17 protein-coding genes are annotated in these 25,066 nt (G+C 41.9%); 2 read left to right on the top strand and 15 right to left on the bottom strand.

Annotated elements, in window-relative coordinates; genetic code table 11:
- Positions 1-314: 314 nt before the first annotated feature.
- Together Q8M41_RS05080 and Q8M41_RS05075 are read right to left on the bottom strand one after the other, a co-directional pair.
- A complete protein-coding gene (locus tag Q8M41_RS05080; RefSeq protein ID WP_305364164.1) occupies positions 315-2,045 on the bottom strand; it encodes a TonB family protein in 1,731 nt (576 codons plus the stop codon).
- 1 nt (position 2,046) lies between these two features.
- Positions 2,047-2,418 (bottom strand): BlaI/MecI/CopY family transcriptional regulator, encoded by a 372-nt coding sequence (locus Q8M41_RS05075; RefSeq protein WP_305364163.1) that lies wholly within the window; start codon positions 2,416-2,418, stop codon positions 2,047-2,049.
- 365 nt (positions 2,419-2,783) lie between these two features.
- Between Q8M41_RS05075 and Q8M41_RS05070 the strand changes: the two genes are divergently transcribed.
- On the top strand, positions 2,784-4,415 hold the full coding sequence (locus tag Q8M41_RS05070) for a hypothetical protein (protein WP_305364162.1): 1,632 nt from the start codon (positions 2,784-2,786) through the stop codon (positions 4,413-4,415).
- Between the two features lie 178 nt (positions 4,416-4,593).
- On the opposite strand, the gene Q8M41_RS05065 is transcribed toward Q8M41_RS05070, so the two are convergent.
- The 12 genes from Q8M41_RS05065 to Q8M41_RS05010 all read right to left on the bottom strand — a co-directional run bounded on the left by Q8M41_RS05065 (position 4,594) and on the right by Q8M41_RS05010 (position 22,266).
- Complete coding sequence (locus Q8M41_RS05065) at positions 4,594-5,415, bottom strand: DUF1080 domain-containing protein (protein WP_305364161.1); 822 nt, start codon at positions 5,413-5,415, stop codon at positions 4,594-4,596.
- 191 nt (positions 5,416-5,606) lie between these two features.
- Positions 5,607-6,368: a hypothetical protein gene (locus Q8M41_RS05060; RefSeq protein WP_305364160.1), complete on the bottom strand. Its 762-nt coding sequence runs from the start codon at positions 6,366-6,368 to the stop codon at positions 5,607-5,609.
- A 205-nt stretch (positions 6,369-6,573) separates the two neighbouring features.
- Positions 6,574-7,908 (bottom strand): TldD/PmbA family protein, encoded by a 1,335-nt coding sequence (locus Q8M41_RS05055; protein ID WP_305364159.1) that lies wholly within the window; start codon positions 7,906-7,908, stop codon positions 6,574-6,576.
- Between the two features lie 10 nt (positions 7,909-7,918).
- Positions 7,919-9,553 (bottom strand): TldD/PmbA family protein, encoded by a 1,635-nt coding sequence (locus Q8M41_RS05050; protein WP_305364158.1) that lies wholly within the window; start codon positions 9,551-9,553, stop codon positions 7,919-7,921.
- 587 nt (positions 9,554-10,140) lie between these two features.
- Complete coding sequence (locus Q8M41_RS05045) at positions 10,141-11,775, bottom strand: TldD/PmbA family protein (protein ID WP_305364157.1); 1,635 nt, start codon at positions 11,773-11,775, stop codon at positions 10,141-10,143.
- A gap of 38 nt (positions 11,776-11,813) precedes the next feature.
- Positions 11,814-13,130, bottom strand: coding sequence for a TldD/PmbA family protein (locus Q8M41_RS05040; protein ID WP_305364156.1), 1,317 nt, complete (start codon positions 13,128-13,130; stop codon positions 11,814-11,816).
- Positions 13,131-13,133: 3 nt separating this feature from the next.
- Positions 13,134-14,768, bottom strand: a complete 1,635-nt coding sequence (locus Q8M41_RS05035; protein WP_305364155.1) for a TldD/PmbA family protein — start codon at positions 14,766-14,768, stop codon at positions 13,134-13,136.
- A 71-nt stretch (positions 14,769-14,839) separates the two neighbouring features.
- A complete protein-coding gene (locus tag Q8M41_RS05030; RefSeq protein WP_305364154.1) occupies positions 14,840-16,636 on the bottom strand; it encodes a hypothetical protein in 1,797 nt (598 codons plus the stop codon).
- 1 nt (position 16,637) lies between these two features.
- The gene (locus Q8M41_RS05025) at positions 16,638-18,752 is read right to left on the bottom strand and encodes a hypothetical protein (RefSeq protein ID WP_305364153.1); all 2,115 of its coding nucleotides are present in this window, start codon (positions 18,750-18,752) and stop codon (positions 16,638-16,640) included.
- 10 nt (positions 18,753-18,762) lie between these two features.
- Positions 18,763-20,277 carry a BatA domain-containing protein gene (locus Q8M41_RS05020; protein WP_305364152.1) on the bottom strand — a complete coding sequence of 505 codons (1,515 nt, stop codon included), beginning with the start codon at positions 20,275-20,277 and terminating at the stop codon, positions 18,763-18,765.
- Positions 20,278-21,165 (bottom strand): DUF58 domain-containing protein, encoded by an 888-nt coding sequence (locus Q8M41_RS05015; RefSeq protein ID WP_305364151.1) that lies wholly within the window; start codon positions 21,163-21,165, stop codon positions 20,278-20,280.
- Between the two features lie 102 nt (positions 21,166-21,267).
- Positions 21,268-22,266, bottom strand: coding sequence for a MoxR family ATPase (locus Q8M41_RS05010; RefSeq protein WP_305364150.1), 999 nt, complete (start codon positions 22,264-22,266; stop codon positions 21,268-21,270).
- 155 nt (positions 22,267-22,421) lie between these two features.
- On the opposite strand from Q8M41_RS05010, the gene Q8M41_RS05005 reads away from it, so the two are divergent.
- Positions 22,422-23,045, top strand: a complete 624-nt coding sequence (locus Q8M41_RS05005) for a DUF4159 domain-containing protein (RefSeq protein ID WP_305364149.1) — start codon at positions 22,422-22,424, stop codon at positions 23,043-23,045.
- A 589-nt stretch (positions 23,046-23,634) separates the two neighbouring features.
- On the opposite strand, the gene Q8M41_RS05000 is transcribed toward Q8M41_RS05005, so the two are convergent.
- Entirely contained in the window at positions 23,635-24,897 is a 1,263-nt protein-coding gene (locus tag Q8M41_RS05000; protein ID WP_305364148.1) for a dienelactone hydrolase family protein, read from the bottom strand.
- Positions 24,898-25,066 lie beyond the last annotated feature (169 nt).

The following is a 25,066-nucleotide window of genomic DNA, read 5'->3' as shown; positions in this document are numbered from 1 at the left end:
AAACGCTTAAAGGTTTCATTAAAATAACGCACCTTGCGTTGCTGAACTGTTAATCTTTCATATTCACTGACTGTTGCCATCTCATTTTGGTTTATTGTTTATAAACCTCTATTTTCGGTCAACATATTCAGGCAAGGACAGATAATTTGAGAAATGTACTAAATCTCAAATATTAGTATTTCATTTTCTTGGTTCTTGATTCAGGTGTCGGTTATGAGGTATGGCCTTTATTTCCTAATCCCAAATAAAAGCTATGAGTTGCAGCATAGATTTCTCTATAACATGCAACTCATAAAGATAATATTCAATTCCTGTTAGTTAGTTTTTTCTTCAGGGGCATTTGATGCGAGCTGAAAAAATATTGGCATGGTATAGGCGACATTTACCGGCTCTCCCTTTAATATACCTGGTTTCCATTTGGGACTTTCTTTTACAACCCTAATTGCTTCTTCATCAGCTCCGCCACCTATTCCCCTTAAAACTTTGACATCTGTTATACTACCGTTTTTTAGTACAATAAAACTTAGTATTACTCTACCTGTTATCTTGTTTTTTCTTAATCCATCAGGATATTTAAGAGTTGATTGGAGGTATTCTCCCCAGCCTTTCATGCCACCATAAAATTCGGGAAGGGCATCAACATTTCTAAAATCATTGACTACTACTACTTCAGATAACATGTAATTGGTCCCAATTGTTTCAACTTTCTGTGGTTCTCTCATTGCTGAAATAGTAATAGATCCCAAAAAGTAATTTTTACCGGTGGCAGGTAATATTCCAAGATCTGATTCAAAACCTATTAATTGAAAAGCCAGAGCCATAGAATAGTTGGCATCTTCAGCCTGAACAGATTCTTTGAATAAAGTAAAAGTTCTCAGAACCTCATTGTCTATATCGCTTTGTAAGCCTTTAGCTATTCTTACATTGGAGATCTTTTTATTCTGAACACTAAAGTATACGATCTCATAACCTGTTATTTTATTCTGTCTGGCAGAAGCGGGGTATTTTATGTTTTTCTGAATATGATTCCATAAGGCGCTGAAAGTTTGTATGTTTTCAATACTTGAAGAGACCTCTGATCTAATTGCAGAAGAGTTTTTTAGGGTCTTTTTATCTGATTTTTTTTCAGAAACTTTTGGAGAAGATTTTAAAGTGGGAAATACTTCTGCTTTTATAGGACTGATTAGTTTTTTGGCTCCTGCAATCAGGTCAGTGTTTTCATTAGCAACACTGGCTGCTGAGAAGATCAGCATTAAGGCAAAAAGAGGGGCAGAAAAACCATATTTCCAAAGTCCGGTTCTGCGTGATTTATTTTTATTTAGCATGATTATACGTCTTTTTAAAAGTGAGTTATTAAAAAAATTATTACTTAACTGATCGGGTTGAACTCCCAGGGTGTTACTAAACAGCAATAGGGCATAATCTGATTTGCTGAGCATAACCGATGCGGCTACTTCATCAGCAATGAATTCATGAATATGTCTGATTTCCTTTTTGTACAGGTACGCTACCGGATTGAACCAATTGATGATCGAGGCAAGTTCAATGAACAGAACATCGGCAGAATGCCATTCCCTCATGTGAACTTTTTCATGATCGATGATGATTCCCGATTCAGGCAATTCCCTGTCTACAACCATCGTATTGAAGAAGGAGTAGGCAGCCCCTTTTTTGGGTTGGAGTTTGGAGTTCAATAGTACCAGTCTGATTAGGAATCTCAACAAGAGTATGGCCATTACACCTGCATAAACCGATAGAATTACACCTCCGAGCGCCCACTTACTTGTTCCTTCATCCGCACCGACTATAACAGTTTCATAGATCATCTGAGTCGGAACGATAGTTTCTCTTAGTTTTTGAGTAATAAAAAGCTCCTGAAACCAGTTGGAATTGATGAATGGAATTATGAATGAAAGGAGTGTACTCGTATTCAGGTAGATACGGTTCTGTCTGAAGAAAGTCTCATTCTTCAGTACCAATGTATAGAATCCCATGAACAGGATCAGATACAGGTTTGTCTGTAAAAGATAATTCAGGATGTTCATTTTACTTGTTTTTAAGTTTTTCAATCAGTTTCATGATCTCATCTGCTTCCTTCAGGTCGAGTTTTTTCTCCTTAACGAAGAAGGAGAACATATTCTCGACCGAATTGTCGAAATATCCGCTCAGTAGTTTTTCGGTAGCAAAGCTTTTATATTCTTCAATTCCTATAATGGGGAAGTACCTGTGGCTTTTCCCGAAAGCTTCATGATCAATAAAGCCCTTAGTTTCAAGAATGCGGATGATCGTTGATACAGTATTGTAGGCCGGCTTCGGTTCAGGAAGCTGGTCTACAACATCTTTTACGAATCCTTTTTTCAGATCCCATAAAACCTGCATGATCTGCTCTTCTGCTTTTGTTAATTCCTTTATCTCCATATAATTTCCTTTAATGTCTGATACAATTAATTATACCTGATTCGAATCGGTAATATAAAGCTATAACTAAATATTTAGTTATACAACTAATTTGTTAGTTTTAATTTATAAAAAAATTATAAGTTTCTGTAAGTCAATCAGATAAATTCATTCAACGGCTTATGAAGAAGATATTAAAAGCTTCTTTGATTGGTGTTTCCCGTTAATTTATCACTGGACTGTTTGTGCCAATGAGGAGATCCATTATTGAGATTGAATTTTCTTTTTGCTTTAAGCTTTCTGCTTTTACCTTTAAGCCTTCTCTTGTTATTCTCTGAAAATTACATGAAATTGCTTACAGGGAAACCTGCATAAATCTATCATCAATGAAAAGAAGAGAATTAATTAAAGGTCTTACTTTTCTGCCGCTGGCAGGAGCCATGGCCGGATCAACTGAATCAGCAATGGGAGCTGTTAATGAGTTCATCGCACCTGTGCTTCCTGATGGTCCGCTTACACCCGGGCCGCAAATATTCCAGTCGATTGGAGTTGAGCCGGTTATTAACTGCCGCGGGACTTTTACCATTATCGGCGGCTCAATTGAACTGCCTGAAGTCAGAGCGGCAATGGATTCAGCTTCGAGACATTTTGTTCAGATGGATGAACTGGCTGATGCGGTAGGGAAGAGGCTTGCTGAGTTAACTGGTGCACAGTGGGGAATGGTGACGGCTGGTTGCGCCGCTGCTCTCAAAATGGCAACTGCAGCTTGCGTTGCAGGAGGTAATCCTGAGAAACTGCATCGAATCCCTGATCTGAGCGGATTGGATAAAACTGAAGTGATCATACCTGCAGGCTCATTCAGTGCCTACGATTTTGCAATTCAGAATATTGGGGTAAAGATTATACGGGTTGAAACTATTGAAGAACTAAAGGATGCTATGGGACCTAAGACTGCAATGATCAAACTTAGTGGTGGGAATCTGGTTCCCGGACCAATGAGCCTTGAAGTAATTGCTGCAATCGCTAAACCTTTAAATATTCCAATTCTTGCTGATGCCGCAGCCGAAATTCTGACTATTCCGAATGTTCATCTGAAGAATGGGGCAACAATGGTTGCCTACAGTGGTGGAAAAGCAATTTGCGGTCCACAATGTGCCGGACTCCTCCTTGGCCCTAAAAATATTCTCATGTCGGCCTGGCAGGCAAGCTCACCACATCATGGTCCTGGCCGCGATAACAAGGTTGGCCGTGAAGAGACTCTTGGTATGCTTGCTGCGGTAGAAACCTGGGTGAAAATGGATCATGCTGCACGCGAGAAGAACTGGATGAATTGGGTGAATGCTATTGCCAAAAGAGTTTCCGGAATCGAGAGCATAAACACTACAATTCGTGAGCCCGAGGGAATTAATAACCGCAGTGCTTCTTTAAGTATTTCATGGGATCCTGAGAAACTGCATTTGAGTAGTGCAGAACTGATTCAGGAGATGATCAGTTCTAAACCCAGAATTACTGTGGGTGGGGGAAGAAGTACTGATCCGGGAATGGCCTCCATATCAATTAATGCATCGCAAATGCAACCGGGCCAGGATAAACTTGTTGGGGATAAGATCTTTGAATTGCTTTCTAAGAAGCGAAGTCCGAAAGCTGAAACAGCGCTGAAGGCACCATCTTCAAAAATTGGCGGTCGCTGGGATCTGGAAATAGATTATTTCAGCAGCAAAAGTGATCATATACTTTATCTTGAACAGGATGGAAACTGGCTCAAAGGGATCCATAAAACCGACTTTTCGGTGCGTGAAATTTCCGGAAGTATTGAAGGGAATGAAGTGAAATTTCTGAGTCCGGGGCGCAGACCGGCAGTTAGCTATACTTTTGCAGGTACAATCAGCGGAGATACTATTTCTGGTACGATTGATATGGGAGAATTCCTGACGGCAAATTTTTCAGGTAAGAAAAACACGAAAGATCCGGATAGAATACCAATTGTTTTTCCTGAAGGTAGGCCGATGGGGAATTGAAGATACCTGTTGTCTGTTGCCTGTTATCAGTTGTCAGTAATTTTGCTAAATGTCAAATGAAATAGTCAATGTCAAGCGGTTGTCATCCCGACGCAGGAGGGATCTTATTGCTATTAGCATTCATTTTCCTGTGGTAGGTGTTCTCCAAACAGATAGAATTTCCTTTTGGCTTTAAGCTTTATTGTTGCAATATCCCTTTAAGCTTAGCATCCAGCTTTGCGGGATCATTCATGTATTTTGCCAGATTGAATAATTTTACGTTTCTGAATTCAACCGGGTGACTTTCGCTTTGGAGGGAGATGTAACCTTCTTTCAAAGCTTTTCCATCAACCTTAACCGCAGGGTCGAAATTGGAAACGCTTCCACCTCCAATCTGTGGTTTGGTATATTTGAAGACCTCTTTGCCTTCCAGGCGATGACTTACTAGCGAGTCGCCCAAAACTACAATCTCTGCCCTTACCCACTGGTCGCCATGATAGGTTTTTGATGTTGAACTTGTACAATGCGGAGTGAATAATTTCCCATCAAGAAATACATTTGTTCCGGGAGTACATAGATTCAGCGTACTTCTTTCATCTTTTCCGTTCCCGCCTAAAAACTGGGTTTCGAGTGAGATCGGGAAATCCTGATTCAGACCCATACTTTCTGGCGATTGCCCATGCAGCATTACTCCGCTATTGCGGATCGCCCATCCCGGTCCGCCGGGGATCTGATCGCCAGTAAATCGATACTCAACTACGAGCACATATGCTGAAAAAGGTTTTTTATAAAATATATGTCCGTAACGGTCTTTCCATTCTGAATAACCATCGTATGAAACTTTCATTACTCCGTTTTCCACCCGAAAGGTATTGGCATAATTATCATTCAGCGGGTGGCCATTGATCTTCACTTTCCAGGCTTTGAGGTTTTTGCCATTAAATAGGCTTGTCCAGCCTTTTTGAGCAAAACCTGAATTAGTGATAATTGCGAAGAAGAGGAATAAAACTATTTTTTTCATAAAAATTAGATACCTGTGATACACCTGTGTAAAGTACTTGGTGATACCCTGTGGTTGGTGTTATCACCAAGCACTCTTACACCAACCACCTGAGAACTAATATAGTAAAATTAAGATATAGGTTGCCGTGGGTGTATGTGGTTGGTGATAACACCAACCACAGGAAAACACCGACCACAGGGAAAATTGGACTACCTTGTATCTATAACGTTTTCAACATAAACTCCGCGACAGTCCATTTCAAACTCTAGATCTTGTACTGGAGGCCGATTGTAATGCCAGTCAATACCACTTAAGGCTGCGCCTCGCTTTACAATTTCGTTAACCATTATGTGGTGAATGTTATGGATAGTATACAACTGGGTTGCCGTAGAATCTGACCAAGTAAAGCCAAGACCAGCCATCCGACGTTCCATCTCATTAAGCACCCAGCGTCCTTTTTTCATTAAGCCCTCCTGGGATATGTCACCAAGACTAATACTGTGAGTACGATAATCACTCATACCCTCTGGAGCTTCAGCACTACCAGCGATTACAAAAGAGGGTTTTGCCTTAGCATCAGGCATTGTATAAGAAAAAGCATGAATACTCGGACTCAATGGTTTATTCAACTCTGGAATGACATTTGAGCGAGCTATGGGATTGTCACCTCCCTCTTCGTAAATACCCCACTCTTTTAAAGTACCTATATAAAGGTTATTAAAGTCAACAAAGCCTTGTTCGGTAAATGGCTCGGGTGAACGTAATTCGCAGGCTCCAAATGCAGCGAGCGGACGACCTAAAGTGTTGAGATGTTGTTGGATGCGTAAGAAGCCCTCTGTTAGTGGCAGTGGCCGACTGAATCGTACACGTTCTAATCTATAACCATCCAGTGCCGTTATACCAGCAGAATACTGCCTTACACCCCGAAGATAACGATAAGATCCAGGTTCAAAATTTTTTGTATCAGACATATTTATTTACGTATTTTTTTTACTAAAATACTGCAAAAATACTTGGAAATTCAATATGGGAAAATACTGATTACCCTATGGTTGGTGTTATCACGAACCACTCTCTCACCAATCATCTGAAACTAAGATAGTGAAATTAAGGTCCTGTGGTCGTGTTCTCACCGACCACAGGACCAAGAACACAGAGTCCTATCGCAGGGATTAGCTATACAGCGTCAGAGAGAGAAGAGAACGTAAAGTCCCTGATCTTCATCGGCGGAATTAATGCATTCGTGTTCGATTCGCCACTTACTGTACGTTCAGGTTTACCCAGAGCTTCCAGGTTGTTGAGCATAATGATTGGACTTTCATTGAATCTGAAGTTCTTTACCGGGAATTTTATCTCTCCATTCTCGATGTAAAAAGTACCATCGCGGGTTAATCCGGTAAGCAAAACTGTTTGAGGATCCACACTGCGGATATACCATAAACGCGTAACCAAAATGCCCTTTTCTGTGCCCTTGATCAGGTCTTCCAGAGATTGATCTGTTCCTGCCATGATCACGGCATCGGGTGCCGGAGTGGCTTTTATACCTTTCTTCTGTGCCCAGTAGCGCGAATAGAACAGATTTTTCATCACACCGTTCTCAATCCAGTTTATTTTTTCCTGCGGTCTTCCATCGCCACCCCAGGTACTGGTTGGCATTTCAGGATGGAAAGGATCTGAATAAATATTTACGCGCTCATCCAGCAATTTCTCACCCAGTTTGGTTAGTCCGCCGGGTTTGCTCATAAAACTTCTTCCTTCATCCGCCTGACGGCCATCCATACCAAAAAACAGATTTTCCAGTAACACTAGGGCAGCTGCAGGTTCAAGAATTACGGTGTATTTACCCGGTTCGAGAGCTCTGGCAGATGCAGAACTAGCTGCTTTCATAGCTGCTGATGCAGTTGCCTTTTTTACGTCCAGTTTGCTGAAATCATTGTATGATTTGGTGGCGTAGCCAGAACCTTTTCCATCTTCTGTGCGCAAGGTCACATTAAAACTGACACCTGTGGATGTATTGTAGGCAAACAAACCTTTTGAATTCATCATCGCCGCATAGGAGGTATTGTTCTCCAGGAATCCTGCAGCACTGAGTTTATTATCCTTTGAGATCTGCAAGCTTGCCGCTACCGCATCAGCACGTTCTTTCGGGCCCATATTTGCGGTGGACTGTACAAACGTTGGGGAGGCGGGATAGGTTTGCGGACCCAGAAATGATACAAATTCCGGATTTTCGGGCGCGAGCATCGCTGTTTCTTCAGCCCTTTGAACTACTTTTTTAAGAGATTCATCATCAAACTCATTGATGGTGGCTACACCCAGTTTTTTCCCGAAGGCTGAGGATACAACCAGGGTATTCTGGCTGATTCCTCCGCTTGTAGAAACCGAATTGCGGGCATAACGTATATTTCCGGCATCAGAACCATTGAGGTTAACCTCACATTCATCTGCTTTGGAATAGCTGAGCACTTTCTTTAATAAAGCCTGTGCCTCTTCTTTACTTAATATTGACATGATCTTATCCTCAGATTTTTCTAGCTGTATTAATTACATTAACTCCGTTAAAGCGTGTGGTCGCACAACCATGAGATACCGCACTGGTTTGCATCGGCTGTCCTTTGCCATCAAAGAAAGAGCCGCCAAGGCGATAATCGCTTTCATCGCACATATCACTGCAGGCGTTCCAGAACTCCTGGGTATTGGCCTGATAGGCAACATCCTTAAGCATTCCGGCAATTTTACCTTCCTTGATCTCATAATACAACTGTCCGCCAAACTGGAAATTATAGCGCTGCTGGTCGATGGAGAATGAACCATCACCAATGATGTAAATCCCCTTTTCGACATTTTTGATCAGATCATCAATGCTTTTCTTCTGTTTGCCCGGCATCAGGGATACATTTGGCATACGCTGGAACTGAACACTGCTCCAGTTATCGGCGTAGCAGCAACCCTGCGATTCATTTAAGCCAACAATATGAGCCTGATCGCGGATCGCCTGGTAATTTACCAGTACTCCATCTTTAATGATATCCCATTTTTTGGTACCTACCCCTTCATCGTCATAACCTACAGCACCCAGAGATCCCGGTTGTGTTTTATCACCCTGGATATTGACCAGTTCACTGCCGTATTTGAAGTTCTTGGATTGCCATTTATCGAGAGTTAAGAAACTGGTTCCTGCGAAATTTGCTTCGTAACCGAGTACACGATCCAGCTCTGTTGGGTGCCCTGAAGATTCATGGATCGTTAACCAAAGGTGTGAAGGATCCAGAACCAGGTCGTATTTACCGGCTTCAACCGATTTGGCTGTGATTTTCTGTCCCACCTGCTCTGCTGCAGATTTAGCATCTTCCAGCATATCATAGCGACCTTTGTAAAGGGTTGTAATTCCCTTTATTTTATTCTCCGGACCGGCCTGAAGATATTCATAACCCATTCCCATTGGTGCACTTAATGCATTTCTGGTTTCGAATTTACCTGATTTCGCATCAATCTTGGTCAGGAAGAACGTTGGCCAGATCCTGTGTACATCCTGATCGATATAGGAACCATCAGTAGAGGCAAAATATTTTTGTTCGTTTACTAAAAAGAGGATTGAATTGGCATAATTCGCTCCGCCTTTCAAAGCAGCATCGTTCACTGAAAGTAAAAGATCCACTTTTTCCTTCATCGGGACTTCAAAGGCATTCTTTTCTATTGGTGCTTTCCAGCTAACCTCTCCATAACCCTTTTGAGGGGCTAGCTGAACAGGTTCTGTTAGCAAACGTGAGTTTTCTTTGGCGATTGCAACAGCAAGTTCTGCTGCTTTAGCAATGCTGTCGGTGTCCATTTTATCGGTAGCTGCAAAACCCCAGCTGCCATTGGCAATTACTCTGACACCCATACCATAGCTTTCGGTATTGACAATGTTCTGAACTTTGTCTTCCCGGGTTACGACAAACTGGTTTAGATATCGCCCGATGCGGACATCAGTGTAAGTAGCACCGCGTGATCTTGCGGCGTTTAGTGCCACATCGGCCATTCGCTTTTTCAATGCCGGATCGATCCGGTCCAATGCAGCATCCAGAGGGACATCGTGGCCCCATACCGGAATTGAGGGCATCATGGCTGCAGAAGCGCCCATGCCCGTCAGGTAAATAAAATCTCTTCTTTTCATCTAATTGGTTAGTTTAGGAATGCCGCATTGAGGGTAAAGACACCGTCAGAAGCGGATTGGATTAGAATAAATATATAAATAATTTATGCTATGATTTATATTAATATCAGACATAAAGTAGTGTAAAAAGTTACATCTCCGAGATCCGGTTCTTTTTAAGAATCTGTACAATGATTTGAAAAATTTATTCAAAAAAAATCGCATCCTGATTTTTAATATCCGATGCGATCTTATTTATCATCCCGATTAATAGTTATCTGTTGCCAGATGTCTGTTGATATTGAAATATTACTAACTCGCTGTCATCCCCGATCCGCCCCGAACTAAGATGGACATTTCTTTAATTCTTAACCCGATGCCTATCGGATTGTGGTTTTGAAAGAATAATAGACAATGAACCAGGATTATTGTCCCCCTTTTGAGGGGGGCGCGTAAGATTTGAGCGATGGAGGGGGAGGATTGATCCAATACCTCCCCCTGCCCCCTCTAGAGGGGGATAAGCAAGGTGCCCAGGGATTGTGCTGAAATGGAATATCGGGTGTCAACTGTCCATTGTCAACTCTCCACTCTCAACTCTCCATTAAATTCTAGATTTTCCTCCCCGTATTAATCACATTCACCCCCTTAAACAATGTTGTAGAGCAACCATGTGATACCGCACTCACCTGGCTTGGTTGTCCTTTTCCATCAAAGAAGGATCCTCCTGTGCGATAATCTTTCTCATCACAAATTGCTGAACAGGCATTCCAGAATTCCTGGGTATTTGCCTGATAAGCAACATCCTTCAACAGTCCGCCTATCTTTCCGTCTTTGATCTCAAAGCAAAGTTGTCCGCTGAACTGGAAGTTATATCGCTGTTGATCGATTGAGTAGGAGTTACGTCCAAAAATGTAAATCCCTTTCTCAACATTTTTGATCATATCCGCCGGACTGAGTGCTGCTTTTCCTGGTTTCAAAGAAACATTTGGCATGCGTTGGAATTGTACACTACTCCAGCTGTCGGCATAGCAGCATCCCTGTGATTCTGGCAGGCCAAGAATATGTGCCTGGTCTCGGATAGTCTGATAATTGACCAGTATACCATCCTTAATAATATCCCAGTTTTTACATTTTACACCTTCATCATCGTAACCAACTGCTGCTAATGAACCTTTCTGAGTTTTATCGGCTTCGAAATTGACAATATTGCTTCCAAAATTGAATTTCTTGCTCTCCCATTTATCCAGAGTAAGGAAACTTGTTCCGGCATAATTGGCTTCATAACCAAGTACACGGTCGAGTTCTGAAGGATGACCTACAGATTCGTGTATGGTCAGGAATAAATTAGTGGGATCGATCACAAGATCGTATTTTCCCGCTTCTACAGGTTTGGATCTTAGCTTTTCATCAACATGCCTGGTTGCAGTGGTCACATCCTCCAGCATATTATAGCGATTTTTGTAAATGGTAAATAATCCGTCGATCTCTTCTTCTTTCTTCGGGATGAGGTATTCATAACCCATACCCATTGGAGAACTGAGCGAATTCCGGGTTTCAAATTTCCCTGATTTCGGATCGATTTTGGTCACTGTGAAGGTTGGCCAGAGCCTGTGTACATCCTGATCGATATAGGAACCCTCGGTTGAAGCAAAGTACTTCTGCTCATTGACCAGGAAGAGGGATGAATTGATGTAATTGGCACCACCTTTCATAGCGGCATCATTCACCGCAAGCAAAAGTTCAGTTTTTTCTTTGATCGGAATCTCAAAGGCATTTTTCTCAATCGGAGTTTTCCAGCTGACTTCGCCATAACCTCTTTGGGGGGCAAGTTTTACCGGCTCAGTAAGCAGTTTTGAATTCACTTTTGCAATCTGAACTGCTGTTGCTGCCGCACGGGCAATATTATCTTCTGTTAACTGATCAATGGAGGCAAAACCCCAGCTACCATTGGCAATCACACGGATACCCATACCATAGGATTCGCTATTGCTGATGTTCTCAACGCGGTTTTCGCGGGTAGTTAAGAACTGATTCAGGTATCTTCCAATCCTTACATCTGCATACGTTGCTCCTTTTGATCTTGCAGCATTCAAGGCCACATCAGCGAGCCGCTTTTTCAGGGCTGTATCAATAGGGATCAATGCATCTTCCATCGCGATATCCCGGCCAATGACCGGTAGCGATTGCAGCATTGATGCTCCGACTCCAACTCCTGACAGATATAGAAAATCTCTTCTTCTCATAACGATAATTTTTTAATCAATGGTTAATATTGTTATGATTATACTGCATCAGAGAGGGAAGAGAAAGTAAAGTCCCTGATCTTCATTGGCGGAACGATCATGTTACCATTTCGTTCAGCTTTTCCAAGAGCCTCCACATTATTCAGCATAATGATCGGACTTTCATTGAATCTGAAGTTTTTGATTGGGAACATAATTTTCCCGTTTTCAATATAGAACGTACCGTCCCTTGTTAATCCTGTTAACAGTAAAGTTTGAGGATCTACACTTCTGATATACCAGAAACGGGTTACCAGAATTCCTTTTTCAGTACCTTTAATTAAGTCTTCCAATGATGCGGTTCCACCTTCCATGATGATTCTACCGGCACCTGGAATCGCCTTTACACCCTTTTTTTGTGCCCAGAAGCGTGAATAACTCAGGTTCTTAACTACACCTTTTTCAACCCAGCTTGTCCGCTCTACGGGAAGTCCATCACCATTCCAGGTTGCTCCCGGAAGTTCAGGATTAAAGGGGTCTGAATAAATATTAACCTGCTCATTGAATAATTGCTCTCCAAGTCGGGTTCCGCCGCCTTTTTTGCTCATAAAGCTTCTGCCTTCTTCGGCACCACGTGCATCAAATCCCCTGACCAGGTTAGAAAGCATGTCACTGGCAGCAAGCGGTTCCAGAATGACTGTATATTTTCCGGGTTCTATGGCCCTTGCACCTGCCGAGCCATTAGCCTTACCTGCAGCAATTTTAGTTAGTGCCAGAGTATCCAGTTTTGAGATATCGTTAAAACTATTGCTTACGTATCCTGAGCCGGTACCTGCCTGATTTCTGGTGGTTACAGAAAATGAGACATCCGTATCCTTATTATATGCGTAAAGTCCTTTCGAATTCATGATTGCCCGAAAGCTGGTAGTATTTTCCAGGAATCCGGCTGCTTCAAGATTTGCAGCTTTGGCTACCTCCAGACTTTTTCTAACTGCCTCAGCCCTGATATCGGGATTGACTGCAGCAGTTGCCGGATTAAAAGTGATGGACTCGGCAAAGGTTTTTGGTCCTTCAAGTGATACGTATTCCGGGTTTGCCGGTGCCAGTTGGGCCAGTTCTTCGGATCTTCTGACAACCTTCTCAAGTGAGGCATCATCAAATTCATTGATCGTTGCTGAACCGGTTTTTTTGCCGAAGGTAGAACTGATTGCCAGTCCCATAGAACTCATATCGCCTGCAGTTGAAACCGCATTGCGCGCATAGCGGATGTTGCCGCCCTCGCTGCCGTTCAGGCTAACTTCACACTCATCTGCTTTAGAATAGCTCAATGCTTTTTTCAGAATTGCCTGAGCTTCTTCTTTACTTAATATGCCCATATCTTAAATTTTTCTAGCTGTGTTTATAACATTAACTCCATTAAATCGTGTGGTTGAACAACCGTGTGAAACTGCATTCGATTGGCTTGGCTGACCCTTGCCATCATTGAAGGCCCCACCCAAACGGTAGTCACTTTCATCGCAAACTGCCCCGCAGGCATTCCAGAATTCCTGGGTATTCGACTGATAAGCCACATCCTTAAGCATTCCAACAATCTTACCTTCTTTGATCTCGTAGAACATCTGTCCGCCGAACTGGAAATTATAGCGCTGCTGATCAATAGAGAAAGATCCATCACCGATGATGTAAACACCCTTTTCTACATTTTTGATCATGTCGTCTACACTCAGTTTCGCTTTTCCGGGTTGTAAAGAAATATTCGGCATCCTTTGGAATTGTACATCCTGCCAGCTTTGGGCATAGGAGCAGCCTTGTGATTCATTTAACCCAATCACATGTGCCTGATCACGGGTAGCCTGGAAGTTGACCAAAATGCCATCTTTCACAATATCCCATTTTTTACATGCAACACCTTCGTCATCATAGCCAACAGCTCCGAGAGAACCTTTTTGTGTCTTATCAGCTACAACATTGACCAGTTTATTTCCGAAGTTGAATTTTTTGGAATTCATTCTTTCCAGGCTTAAAAAGCTGGTTCCGGCATAATTGGCTTCATATCCAAGAACACGATCAAGCTCGGTAGGATGACCCACAGATTCGTGTATGGTTAGCCATAGGTGGGATGGATCGAGAACCATGTCATATTTACCAGGTTCAACCGATTTGGCCTTCATTTTTTCATCCACATTTGCTGTGGCTGCTTTCACATCTTCAAGGATGTCGTAACGATCTTTATATCGGGTTACAATTCCTCTGACCTTACTGCTTTCTTTAGGTTCAAGATATTCATAACCCATGCCCATCGGGGTACTTAATGAGCGTATAGTATCGAATTTACCACTGCTGCGGTCGATCTTGGTCACTGTGAAGTTCGGGTAGATTCTGTGGATATCCTGATCAATATAGGAACCATCTGTAGAGGCAAAATATTTTTGCTCATTTACCGCTAAAATAACCGAATTGACAAAACTGGCACCGCCCTGCATCGCAATGGCATTGACGCTAAGAAGCAGATCTACTTTTTCCTTGACCGGAACTTCAAAAGCATTCCGCTCGATAGGAGACTTCCAGCTAACCTCACCATAACCCTTTTGAGGGGCAAGTTTCACAGGCTCTCCCTGAATTTTAGCGTTTGCCTTTGCTACAGCCACAGCCCTTTCGGCGAGTTTGGCAATATCTTCCTTTTCGACATTGTTTGATGAGGCAAAGCCCCAGCAGCCATCAGCAATAACGCGGATTCCTACTCCGTACGACTCAGTATTAGCCACTCCCTGCACCCGGTTTTCGCGCGTAGCAACAAACTGGTTTAAATACCGGCCAATACGGATATCAGCATAGCTGGCACCTTTTGAACGTGCAGCATTCAATGCCACATCGGCTAACGCTTTTTTAATTCTGACATCCATGCCGTCCAAAGCCTGCGCCGGATCAATTGGATTACCCATGAGCGATAGTCCGGGAAGCATGAATGCACCGGCTCCCATTCCACTCAGGTAGAGAAATTCACTTCTTTTCAATACGTTGTCCTCCTGTTAATTGGTTAGTAGAGTTTCCCCGAACCAGATTCGGGATTTTTAATTTTTTGAAGTTAAAACTTTTTTGCCTCAAGCCATAAATATGTACAAGAAAGTAGAAATAATATGAAGAAATATACTGGCGGGACTGGCTCGCGGTAATATCTTTCTAAACTGTTTTGTTCATTGTTTTCTGAAAAGGATTCTTCTGCGAATTTTCTATTATTTTTTATTTTTTCTACTGCATTTACGGATGCCCAGTCATTTTTATTGAATACATAGAACCAGCTTTGAGTTGAGTCAGGAGACTTGCCGGTCTCAAGTAAATGCCAGCCTGTTTTCCGGGGCCAGTAAGGGGCAGTCCATTGGAATCCCAGAGCCGCATCCTGGGCGAATTTTAACAGTTCACCATCTGAGCTCGCAACAGGAATAGAATCAGAACCGGTTTCAATCATGATTAATGTTTCCTGATTAATCATCGGTAAAGGCTCTTTTAATGACCAAACTGAATTTAATTCTTTCATCCTCGCAATATCCCCGATAAGCTTTGACCAGTAGGAAGAGTAGGATTTGAGATCATTCCCAAGTATCCAGGTATAGGTATCATTAATACTGCTGAGCAGGATCTTGCCTCTTCCGAATAATTTACTGCTTACAATGATGTTGGCTTTATCATCCTTTACCAGTGCCTGATTCCCATCTTTTGGAAGTATTCTGAATGAGCCTGAAGAGCCCAGTGTCATTTTTTTTGTATGGTAATCATCCCAGTTCAGACTGATCGCTTTTTCATCTGCCCGAACAAATGATCTGGCATCGAAAATTCTATTGAAAAACCCCTTGCCTTTATTCAGACTGTCAGCAATCATGATGAGCCCCATTCCATTGTTAAGCTGATTTTGTACGGCCTGATTCTCTGCCCAGCTCAGGGCCGATAATTCATCCGGATCACTGATAAGTACATCGAAATTTTCAAGAACAGAAGGCGTAATGTGATCCAGATTGATCCTTGTACTATTTAAAAATTCGGTACTGAATATATTTTTGCTGATTGCTGAGCGTACAGCGGTAGAATATTGATTTTCAAACAGCCAGTTCTTCAAAAATTTATTTTCAAAATCAGGAGAGGAGGATAGAATGAGAATCTTCAATGGATCCTGAACTTGTACGAATACCGGTACTTTTTCATTCAGAATGGTGTCTTTTTCAGCAATGCTGATCAAAGCATAAATAGCCTTATCCAGGTGTTTTGGAATGGTTTTTAGCTGAAAATTGTCCGACTTGCTGGCAGGAATGCTCACTGAATCTAAATTCGTTCCCAGACCTTTTAGTATCAGTTTTACCGGTTTACTATCGGTGTTCAGGTAATTCCCGCTCAGCACAAGCTGCTCTCCTGATTTGATAGTGTTGTTCCAATGAACAGACTGCAAGCCTGAAGGCAGGGGAGAAGGGTGGAAAAGCAGATTCTTATCCAGTATCATTTCTAATTCCTGAGCCTCAAGTCCATAGCCCAGAACGTGAAATTTAGAAAATTGTTGATTCATAGCCAGAAAGCCCGCCAGATCCGGTATCAGTTTGACAGATTTATTACCCTTAGCTACCGCAGGATTTGTAGTGAAGACTGGTGTATTTTTAAATTTATTAAGACTATCTTTTTGAAATCCTTCAGTGATTAAAACAATGGTATTTTCATCCTTTGGCTCTGCTTTCTTCTGGTAAGTAATGGGAATTGCGATAAAGATCAGGGCAATAACAGCAAGACAACTAGCAGCAACCCTGAAGATCAGGTTAGCCTTATTCTTTCGTCGGATCTCTTTCAATATAAGAAATCCAAGCAGAACAAGTGTTGATATGATGATGTAGCTGTTCTCCATATTAAGGTCTGTTCCGAATTAAGTTATTGAAATACTCCTTAGAAAGTGCCGATCCCGATCCGGTACTCTTAGCCTGTGGTACTTTCATCTCATCCCTGATCATTTTCTGATAAGCAGCTTCAACACTAAGAATATCTGCAAGCTTAGCTTTACTATCGGTAGTCATGATTCTCCTTAAGGCGGTCAATGCATTCAGAAATTCTGCCGGTTCTGCAGAGGCTTTTTCGGCGAGTAAAGTTCCTGAATCCTTCAGGATTTTACTTCCCTGAGCGCTCAGATTGTCGCCATTTTTTAAACGTGCAAGCACTGCGGTAGCTCTTTTTACTGAGTTTTGCCGGTCATCTGCCTTTGTTGATTTCCGTTCAGCCAAAGGCTGTGTGATTTTGTCTAGTTCGCCGCTAAGCCTTTTTTCTGCCTTAATTTGAGGAGCCTTGAATGCTGTTTTGGCGACGTAAACCCTTGATTTTTGCTGCAGATCTTTCAGCAGGCGAAGGGCTTTATATTCAAAAGGCAGCGCCTCTTCCACTTTGTACGTCCTCAATCGTAATTCAGCACTCCACATCTCAGCCAGAGTTGCTTTAAGCTGTGCTTTCAGTTCAGGTTCGAAGAAGGTGGCATCCTCAGCAATATCATGTTTGTGAGCATAACCGTCCAGCATTTTTTCGGCATTGCCAAAATCAGCAGCTTCATTTTCCACATGATCTTCATGTTCTTCTCCAATCTCTTCATCTGTTTCTTCACCAAGAAATTTGCCATAACGCATACGCAAAAGTTTTTGGTCAATGCCCAGGTTATTACTACGGTTCTTAAACTCTGTTTCACTGGTTTGTGACCTTTCTTTGATCAGTTTTTCAGTATCAATAATGATCTGTCGCTGGCTTCTGAAATATTCCGGAACCAGATTTACTCCAGAAAGCATACCATCCATACTCATCAATTGAGCCGTATCCTGAATGGTGACGATGTAAACATCTGAACGGCTTTCCTGCTTCCGGCTGTCTTTTGCATTGATGAAAAAATATAATTCATCGCCTAGAGCCATTCCCATGGACACAAGATCCAGCGTTTTCTTAAACTGATATTGCCGGTCACCACCAAATGACGCGGCAAGACTGATTTTTTGATCTTTAAACTGTACACCTTCGCCTTTGCCACGGCTTATGGTTGCCGAAATAAATGCATCTTCAATCCCGTAATCATCATTGATCTGCACATTTAATAGAGTCTTTTTCGGCTCACCGATGTCGATGCTGCTGTATTGTGCCGGACTAATGATTCTGATCACAGCAGGCTGATCCCTTATCACTTCAAGTTTGTAGAGTTCTGAAAGTTTACCATCCATTTTCAGCTGGTAAAATCCGGCGCTGTCTATTCTTTTGTTGAATGCCCATTTTGTCCTTTCTTTGTTCAGCGCACGCAGAATTATGCTTTGCTTATCATTGAAAATGAATTCCAGGCTTTTAACCGGCTGGTTAGTCTCAATTTTCCAGCTAAGTACTGAGCCTTCTTCAAGTTTTGCTGAAAATTGTTTTTGTATTCTAGATGACATTTTGGTGTATGCCGGTGGATTGATCTTCAGGCTGAGCGATTCGATGCCGGGGAGCAGGGTCTCTTTTAGTTCAGGCAGATCTGAGCTTTTTCCTGCTATCTGAGCGATATCGATTTTGTTAAGCAGGTCAAACCTGCTTAATATCAATGAAATAATCAGGGAAGCGAAAAAGATCAAAGTAGAGATCTTCAGGCGGCGATAGATTGAAGCAGGAGCTTTAACAGTACTTAATTCGGGTTCAATTTTCCTGATTTGAAGTTTTTCAAGCATGTTGAGGGTATTTTCTGCTTTTAGAAACAGATTCGAACTTTCTTCAAGCTCAGGATAGCTTTGGTTTAACAGCCGGGTAACTTCATGCATGCTAAGATTCAAAATTCCTGATCTCATGACCAATCCGGTCGCCAGGGGAATAAAAATTCCCGGAATCCACCAGAAAGAAACCTGCGCAAATTCAGACCAGACGAAGAAGTTCAGAACAGCGATCGATGCGGCAATTAAAATCGAAGAAAGCAGCCATGAACTGATCCAGAGCTTCCTGATTTTACTGATATATCGTTTCCCTGCCATAATCCCCATCTCAGTTTAAATTTTTTCTGAATGATAGCCAGCGTTCACAAAGAAAAAGGAGTATCAGGCTTATCCAGAATACATCTTTCAGATCTGATTCAGTATTTTTTTTTACGGTTCCCGATTTAATTTCTGCCCTTGCCGGGATAATCCATGATTCAGCTATAGATCTGCTGTCATAAGGATCAGAAACCGAGTTTTGGAGTTTTGGAATTATTAGTGGTACCAGGATTTTTGCAAAATCTTCATCCCAAACCAGTCCATTCCATTCTGGGTTGAAGCGGGAATAAAAATGGTAAAGTTTTAGCTTATTTGTGATTTCCAGATCCAGTAATGGCTGCCCGAATCCGTCCTCCCAGACTGCGTAATTATTTTTTGAACGTTCAGTTATGAGTACTCTTTTTCGTAGCTTGATTTCTTCTTTTTGCAATGAATGTTCCGGCAATACGATCAGGCTGTTTATTTCCTCAGTTTTACCTTTCTGATAAATAAACAGGGATGAACCTGCTTTGAGCTTTTTAATCTGAGATTCAGCCGGCATTTTTTCAGAAAGCCAGAATACAATGTTGTGATCACCTTTTATTAATCCCGATTTGACCGGACTTAATTCGATCTTTCTTTGAGTATATTTTTGAATTGCTCTGATTGCTGCATTCAGGTATTCTGCATCCTTTTTGAAATTATCTGTATAAAAGGCAATATGGATTGTGGAAGTGTCGACGCGCACAGGCTTTTGCTCAGAGGCAGAAATATTTTTAAAGCTCAGACTCGTAATGCCATCCTGAATATCTAGGGTAAATGCTGTGTTTCTATTTAATGGGTCAATATTTGCAGGAATCTTCCTTAGACCTTTTGGTTCAGTTTGAGCTATAATTGCCCTAATTGAGTCATTAGTAAACCAGACATTTTCTATCCATTTGGCGCTGGAATCCTTAGGGGTATAAGTTTTCCAGTCGAGTTTGGTGACAATTTCAGGGCGCTCACCTTTGAAGCGATTAAGCCGGTTTGCTGTGAAAATATAGGCCTCTTTGCCGGATGGGATTTCCTGATCCAGCATTTGGAGAAGCGACCAGTAGGAAAGCTGAGCGGCAGTACTGTCTCTGATGATTTCGGAATCCTTAAGTTTATTAAGATCCTCAGTTTTAAACCCCACTTCAAATAAATGGAGATCATAACCCGCCTGATCCAGAGAGTCTATTTCCTTTTGAAAATTGGAATAGGTTTCTGTAAAATTATCCTTTTCAATCAGAATCCAACCTCCTTTCTGGGCCGGACTATTTGAACTAATCCACACAGGTTCTGCCAGTAACATTGAAACAATTATTATCAGAAGGCAACGTAATAATAAAAGAAGTAAATCCAGAAGGCGCAGACTGCGGGCGTTCTGCCTGGAACTTTCTCCGAGCAGGCTCACACTGCCGATTTTTAGTGTTTTTCCCTTTTTAACATTCCATAAATGGATCAGCAATGGAATGATTATTCCACTGATTCCAAAAAGCCATATGGGGTTAAGAAGCTGGAACATTTAGGACCTTAATTTATTTCGTTGATTTAAAAAATCACGGAGTGTCTGATCCAAAGGCTGGTCTATACTGATCAGTCTGTAATTGATCTGCCTGTCGAGCAAATTCATTCTTAAATCGGAAAGGTGTTTTTCCAGGTTCTCCTGATAGGTATTTTTTGAAGTGTTTGCATCAATTTTAACTGTCTCGCCGGTTTCGAGATCCTCAACTGCAGTGTAACCTTTGTAATCCAGATCGAGTTCATTTTTCCCCATAAGATGGAAAACAATAAGTTCGTTTTTCAATGCCGAAAGAGTGTCGAGCAAATGGAAGATCTCTCCATTCTGTTCGTACAAATCAGTAATAAAGACCAGTAATTCCCTTTTTCTGGAACCGGAATAAATGTCTTTATAGTGGATGGGTTTGGTGAATTTTCCTCCTGCATTAATTCCTTCAAGCTGATGAAACAGTCGGGCCAGATGCTGAAAATCCTGACGGGAAGCCAGTGAAAATAAGCCATCCTCATTGAAAACGTACAGGCCAATAGCATCTCCCTGCAAATTGGCAAGATATGCCAATGAAGCAGCAAGATAGCGGGCATAGTCGATTTTTCTTACCCCTCCGTCTTCATGGTTCATTGATCCGCTGGCATCGATCAGGAACCTGACCGAAATACTGGTTTCCACCTCTGATTCCCGTATATAATAACGATCAGAACGTCCATACATTTTCCAGTCGAGCCAACGTAGGTCATCACCCGGCTGATAGCTTCGGTACTGACTGAATTCAAGTCCGGGGCCTTTTATTGAACTTTTATTAATCCCCGTCATGAACCCATCGACTACAGTTTTTGCTGCCAGCGACAGGTCTTTTATAGCCATTAAGACTTTCGGGTCTAATAATTTACTCATACAAGATGGGAGATATGAGATATGAGACATGAGATATGAGATATGAGATGTGGGACATGAGAGATTTCATTAGAATATTAGTACTTATCTTTTGTAGAATCTCTAAACACTGATCTTTGGTCTTTCGATCGTTCTGATCAGTTCGGCGGTTACCATGTCAGTACTCACATTTTCGGCTTCGGCTTTAAAATTTACCAGGATACGATGTCTTAAAACAGGGTAGGCCATGGTATGAAGGTCTTCCATGATCACGGCATAACGACCTTTTAAAAGTGCTCTGGCTTTTGCGGTCAGGATCAGTGCCTGCCCGGCACGTGGACCGGCGCCCCATCTTACCCATTCTTTAACATAATCTGATGTCGTTGTATCCGGACGGCTTGTACGAATCAGCTTTCCAACATAGTTTATCAGGTCATCGCTGATACTTACATCCCGCACCAGGGATTGAATCTGCCGAATCTCTTCTCCGGTTAAAACAGGTTCTACCGTTTGTGTTTTTGAACCCGTTGTGCTGCTCAGAATTCCATATTCTTCCTGCTCGTTCGGATAACCGATTTTAACAAAAAGAAGAAAGCGGTCTAACTGTGCCTCCGGCAATGGATAGGTACCTGCCTGCTCAATTGGATTTTGAGTTGCCAGAATAAAGAAAGGACGATCCAGAGGATAAGTTTGTCCGCCGTAGGTTACCTCAAATTCCTGCATAGCTTCAAGCAATGCAGATTGTGTTTTAGGAGGTGTCCGGTTGATCTCGTCGGCAAGGATGATATTTGCGAATAGGGGACCTTTGTTAAACTTAAAGAAGCGTTTTCCGGTTGCATGGTCTTCCTCCAGAATCTCGGTGCCTATTATATCGGTCGGCATCAGATCGGGTGTAAATTGTATTCTTCGGAATGATAGGTCAAGCGCCTGTGAAAGTGTTTTGACCATCAGGGTCTTGGCAAGTCCGGGAACTCCTTCCAATAAGCAATGACCACCTGCCATTAAAGTAATGATCAGTTCCTCCAATACCTGGTCTTGTCCTACGATTACTTTTTGAACCTCTTTTTTTAATCCCGGAAGTTTAGCGAGGATTGTTTTAATATTGTTCTCTGAAATTTCCAAATTCTGAATGATTGCTGGTTAGCGGAATGTAATAATTGGGAAAATTAAAAATAAATTGGTTGAAACGAGGAGAATTTATGTCGGTATATCAGCTAATTTACATAAAATAGCCCCGAAAACTCTTTTCGGAATAATTATAGCAATAATTTAGTTGAATGTTTAGTTCAAGGTTCATATTTGCAAGAATAAAATATCGCTCAGGTAACTGGGATACCGATCAGCGTATGCCTGCAAATCTGTTGAACTCACTGGTGGAGTATACTACCGTTCCTATAAATCAGGAAGAAAAAATTGTGGATCTGGCTGATAGTGAGCTGTTTTTGTATCCGTTTACTTATCTCAGCGGACATAAGCTGGTTCAGTTTAATCAGCAGGAAAAGACCAACTTTAAGAAATATGTGGAGAATGGGGGTTTCGTTTTTGTGGATGATTGTAATCATGACATAGACGGCCTTTTTGCAAAATCATTTGAAGCACAGATGAGCTCATTGTTCGGACCTGCAGCTTTGAAGAAAATACCCAATAGCCATGAGATCTACCGATCCTTTTTCAAATTTGAAAAGGGGCCTCCAACTACTTCCTTTGAGCTGAATGGCTGGGGTGATGACCTGGTTCATGATTATTTGAAAGCTATTGAAATAAACGGCCGCATTGGCGTGCTTTACAGCAATAAGGATTATGGTTGCGAGTGGGATTATGATTTCAGGAATAAGCGTTTTTACGCAGAAGATAATACCAAGTTTGGGGTGAATATTATTCTGTATGCGATGGGGTTTTAATGCGCAAATCACTAGTGTCCGGTGAAGGTTTTTGTTCTTCGACCCTGAAGGGGTCGAATGTTTATAGAAACACCGTAAACCTCCGTTTTCCGACCCTGAAGGGGTCGTATGTATTTAAAATTCTCACGTGCGACCCCTTCAGGGTCGAATCTCCGTTTTAATATAATTCTATAAACATTTGACCCCTTCAGGGTCATTATAAAAAATTCCAATCTGGATTCCAATCCTTGCTAGTGCACTCGTGTCGCGTGTGCTTCTTTATTTAATTCCTGGAACGTGCGGCGCGTGCGCACCAGCAGCGCCGGGCTGCCTGTCCCTATGAAAAACAGCTCCGGGTAAAATAAACCTTGCCGGAGGAGGTAGCTTCCGGCTATTCGTAATTTGAAATTGAACGCAATTTCATGCCGGAACTACCCTCGGAGGAAAGGGCTGAACTGGCCTATAACACGCAGGTATTGGTTTCAAAAATCAAAATATTTTTGTCCCATACCCTTATCCGACCATTTATAACCGTATTATTTAACCCTTTCTTATATCTAAACAGGCTAAATAATGTAATCCTGCAGAATAATCAATAAAAGAAAATTCTTTAACCTTTGAGATGTTTTTCCAGCCAGGCATACGCTTTTTCCTGAATATCCCGATTGTAATTATGTACCGTTTTAGGAGAATAAAATGAAGTGTTATCGCCTTTTCCTGCCCAGTCGAAAGCGGACTGGATTTCTGCTTTGGCTTTCATTTTTCCTTCTTCCGGGAAAAGGGGATCTTCTTCACCCACTACAATCATACAAGCATTTGGAGCACTCATAGCTGCAAGATCCGGAATATCCATCCTGTTCAAAACTCCCGGCAATAAACAAAAGCTTCCAACAGCGCCGCTAAGATTATAATGTTGCTGCGTGTCGCCGGTAGTCATCCATCCAACGCTTACTGAAGCCTTTATCCGTGTATCCAGTGCCGCAAGGATATTGGTTCTCCATCCTCCACCAGATAAGCCTGTTACTCCCATTCTTTTCATATCCACTTCCGGGCGGGTAGCTAAATAATCAATACATCTTGAATCGTCAAAGTAGTTTATGCCTGCCCAGGTAGTCCCCGCCCAATTTAACTGCCTTACACCATAATATAAAAGATCACGGATCTTAGTATCAAACTGATTGTATTCCCCGGCTGATAATGAAAAAGGATCAAAGTTAAGAGGTATTCCATTGATGCCTTTAGGAACACGGGCACCGAAATGATGTGCATCTATAACGATAACAGCATAGCCTCTGTTAACCAGTTCTTCTGTTAAATAGGCACCTTCATAGTATTCTTTACGATGTTTCACCAATAGCTCATGATCCTTCCCGCCATTGGCGATCCGGTCTTTGCCAAAGCCCATAGGGCCTCCCCATTCATGCAGTGCAACGATACCCGGAACTGGTTTTTTAATTCCTTTTGGCAATAAGAGGTAAGCCTCAAGCCGATGCCATGGAGTAGTATTAAAAAGTATTTTTTCGAAAGTGTGGGTGCCCCTGTCTTCTTTTTGAATCACTTCTGGTGCCAGGTTTAATGGTCCGGGGTTATAGTGCAGTCCCTCCAGTAGACATTTTCTGGCTGCGGCCTGCCATTTTTTATAACTGCCCTTTGGATTCTTTTTTCTCCAGTTTGCAACGGTCAGATCCATAGGATTGTTCGCCCGGATTCCTTCAAGAACTGGTTCTAAGGAACCATACAGGTTTAATGGATTTTTTATAGATGGAATGCCAGGTGCTATGTTAGCCATTCCCGACTGAAAGGATAATAATCCCGAAGAAGCTATAACGGCAGAGCCGATTGCAGATGTTTTTAGAAAATTTCTTCTTTTCAATTTGAATAAGTTTTAAAATGAATATAATACTTTTCTGGCAGATTTATTCATAATTGTGGGATAACACCAAGCACAGGAATTTATTATACGGTTCGCATTTCGATTCCAGCGGAGGCTGTAATCTCCTAACCCCTAACAACACTTGTCATTCTCGCGAAAGCGAGAACCA

This window comes from Daejeonella sp. (assembly GCF_030684675.1).
Taxonomy (GTDB): domain Bacteria; phylum Bacteroidota; class Bacteroidia; order Sphingobacteriales; family Sphingobacteriaceae; genus Daejeonella.
This window is presented reverse-complemented; position numbering and strand designations above follow the sequence as displayed.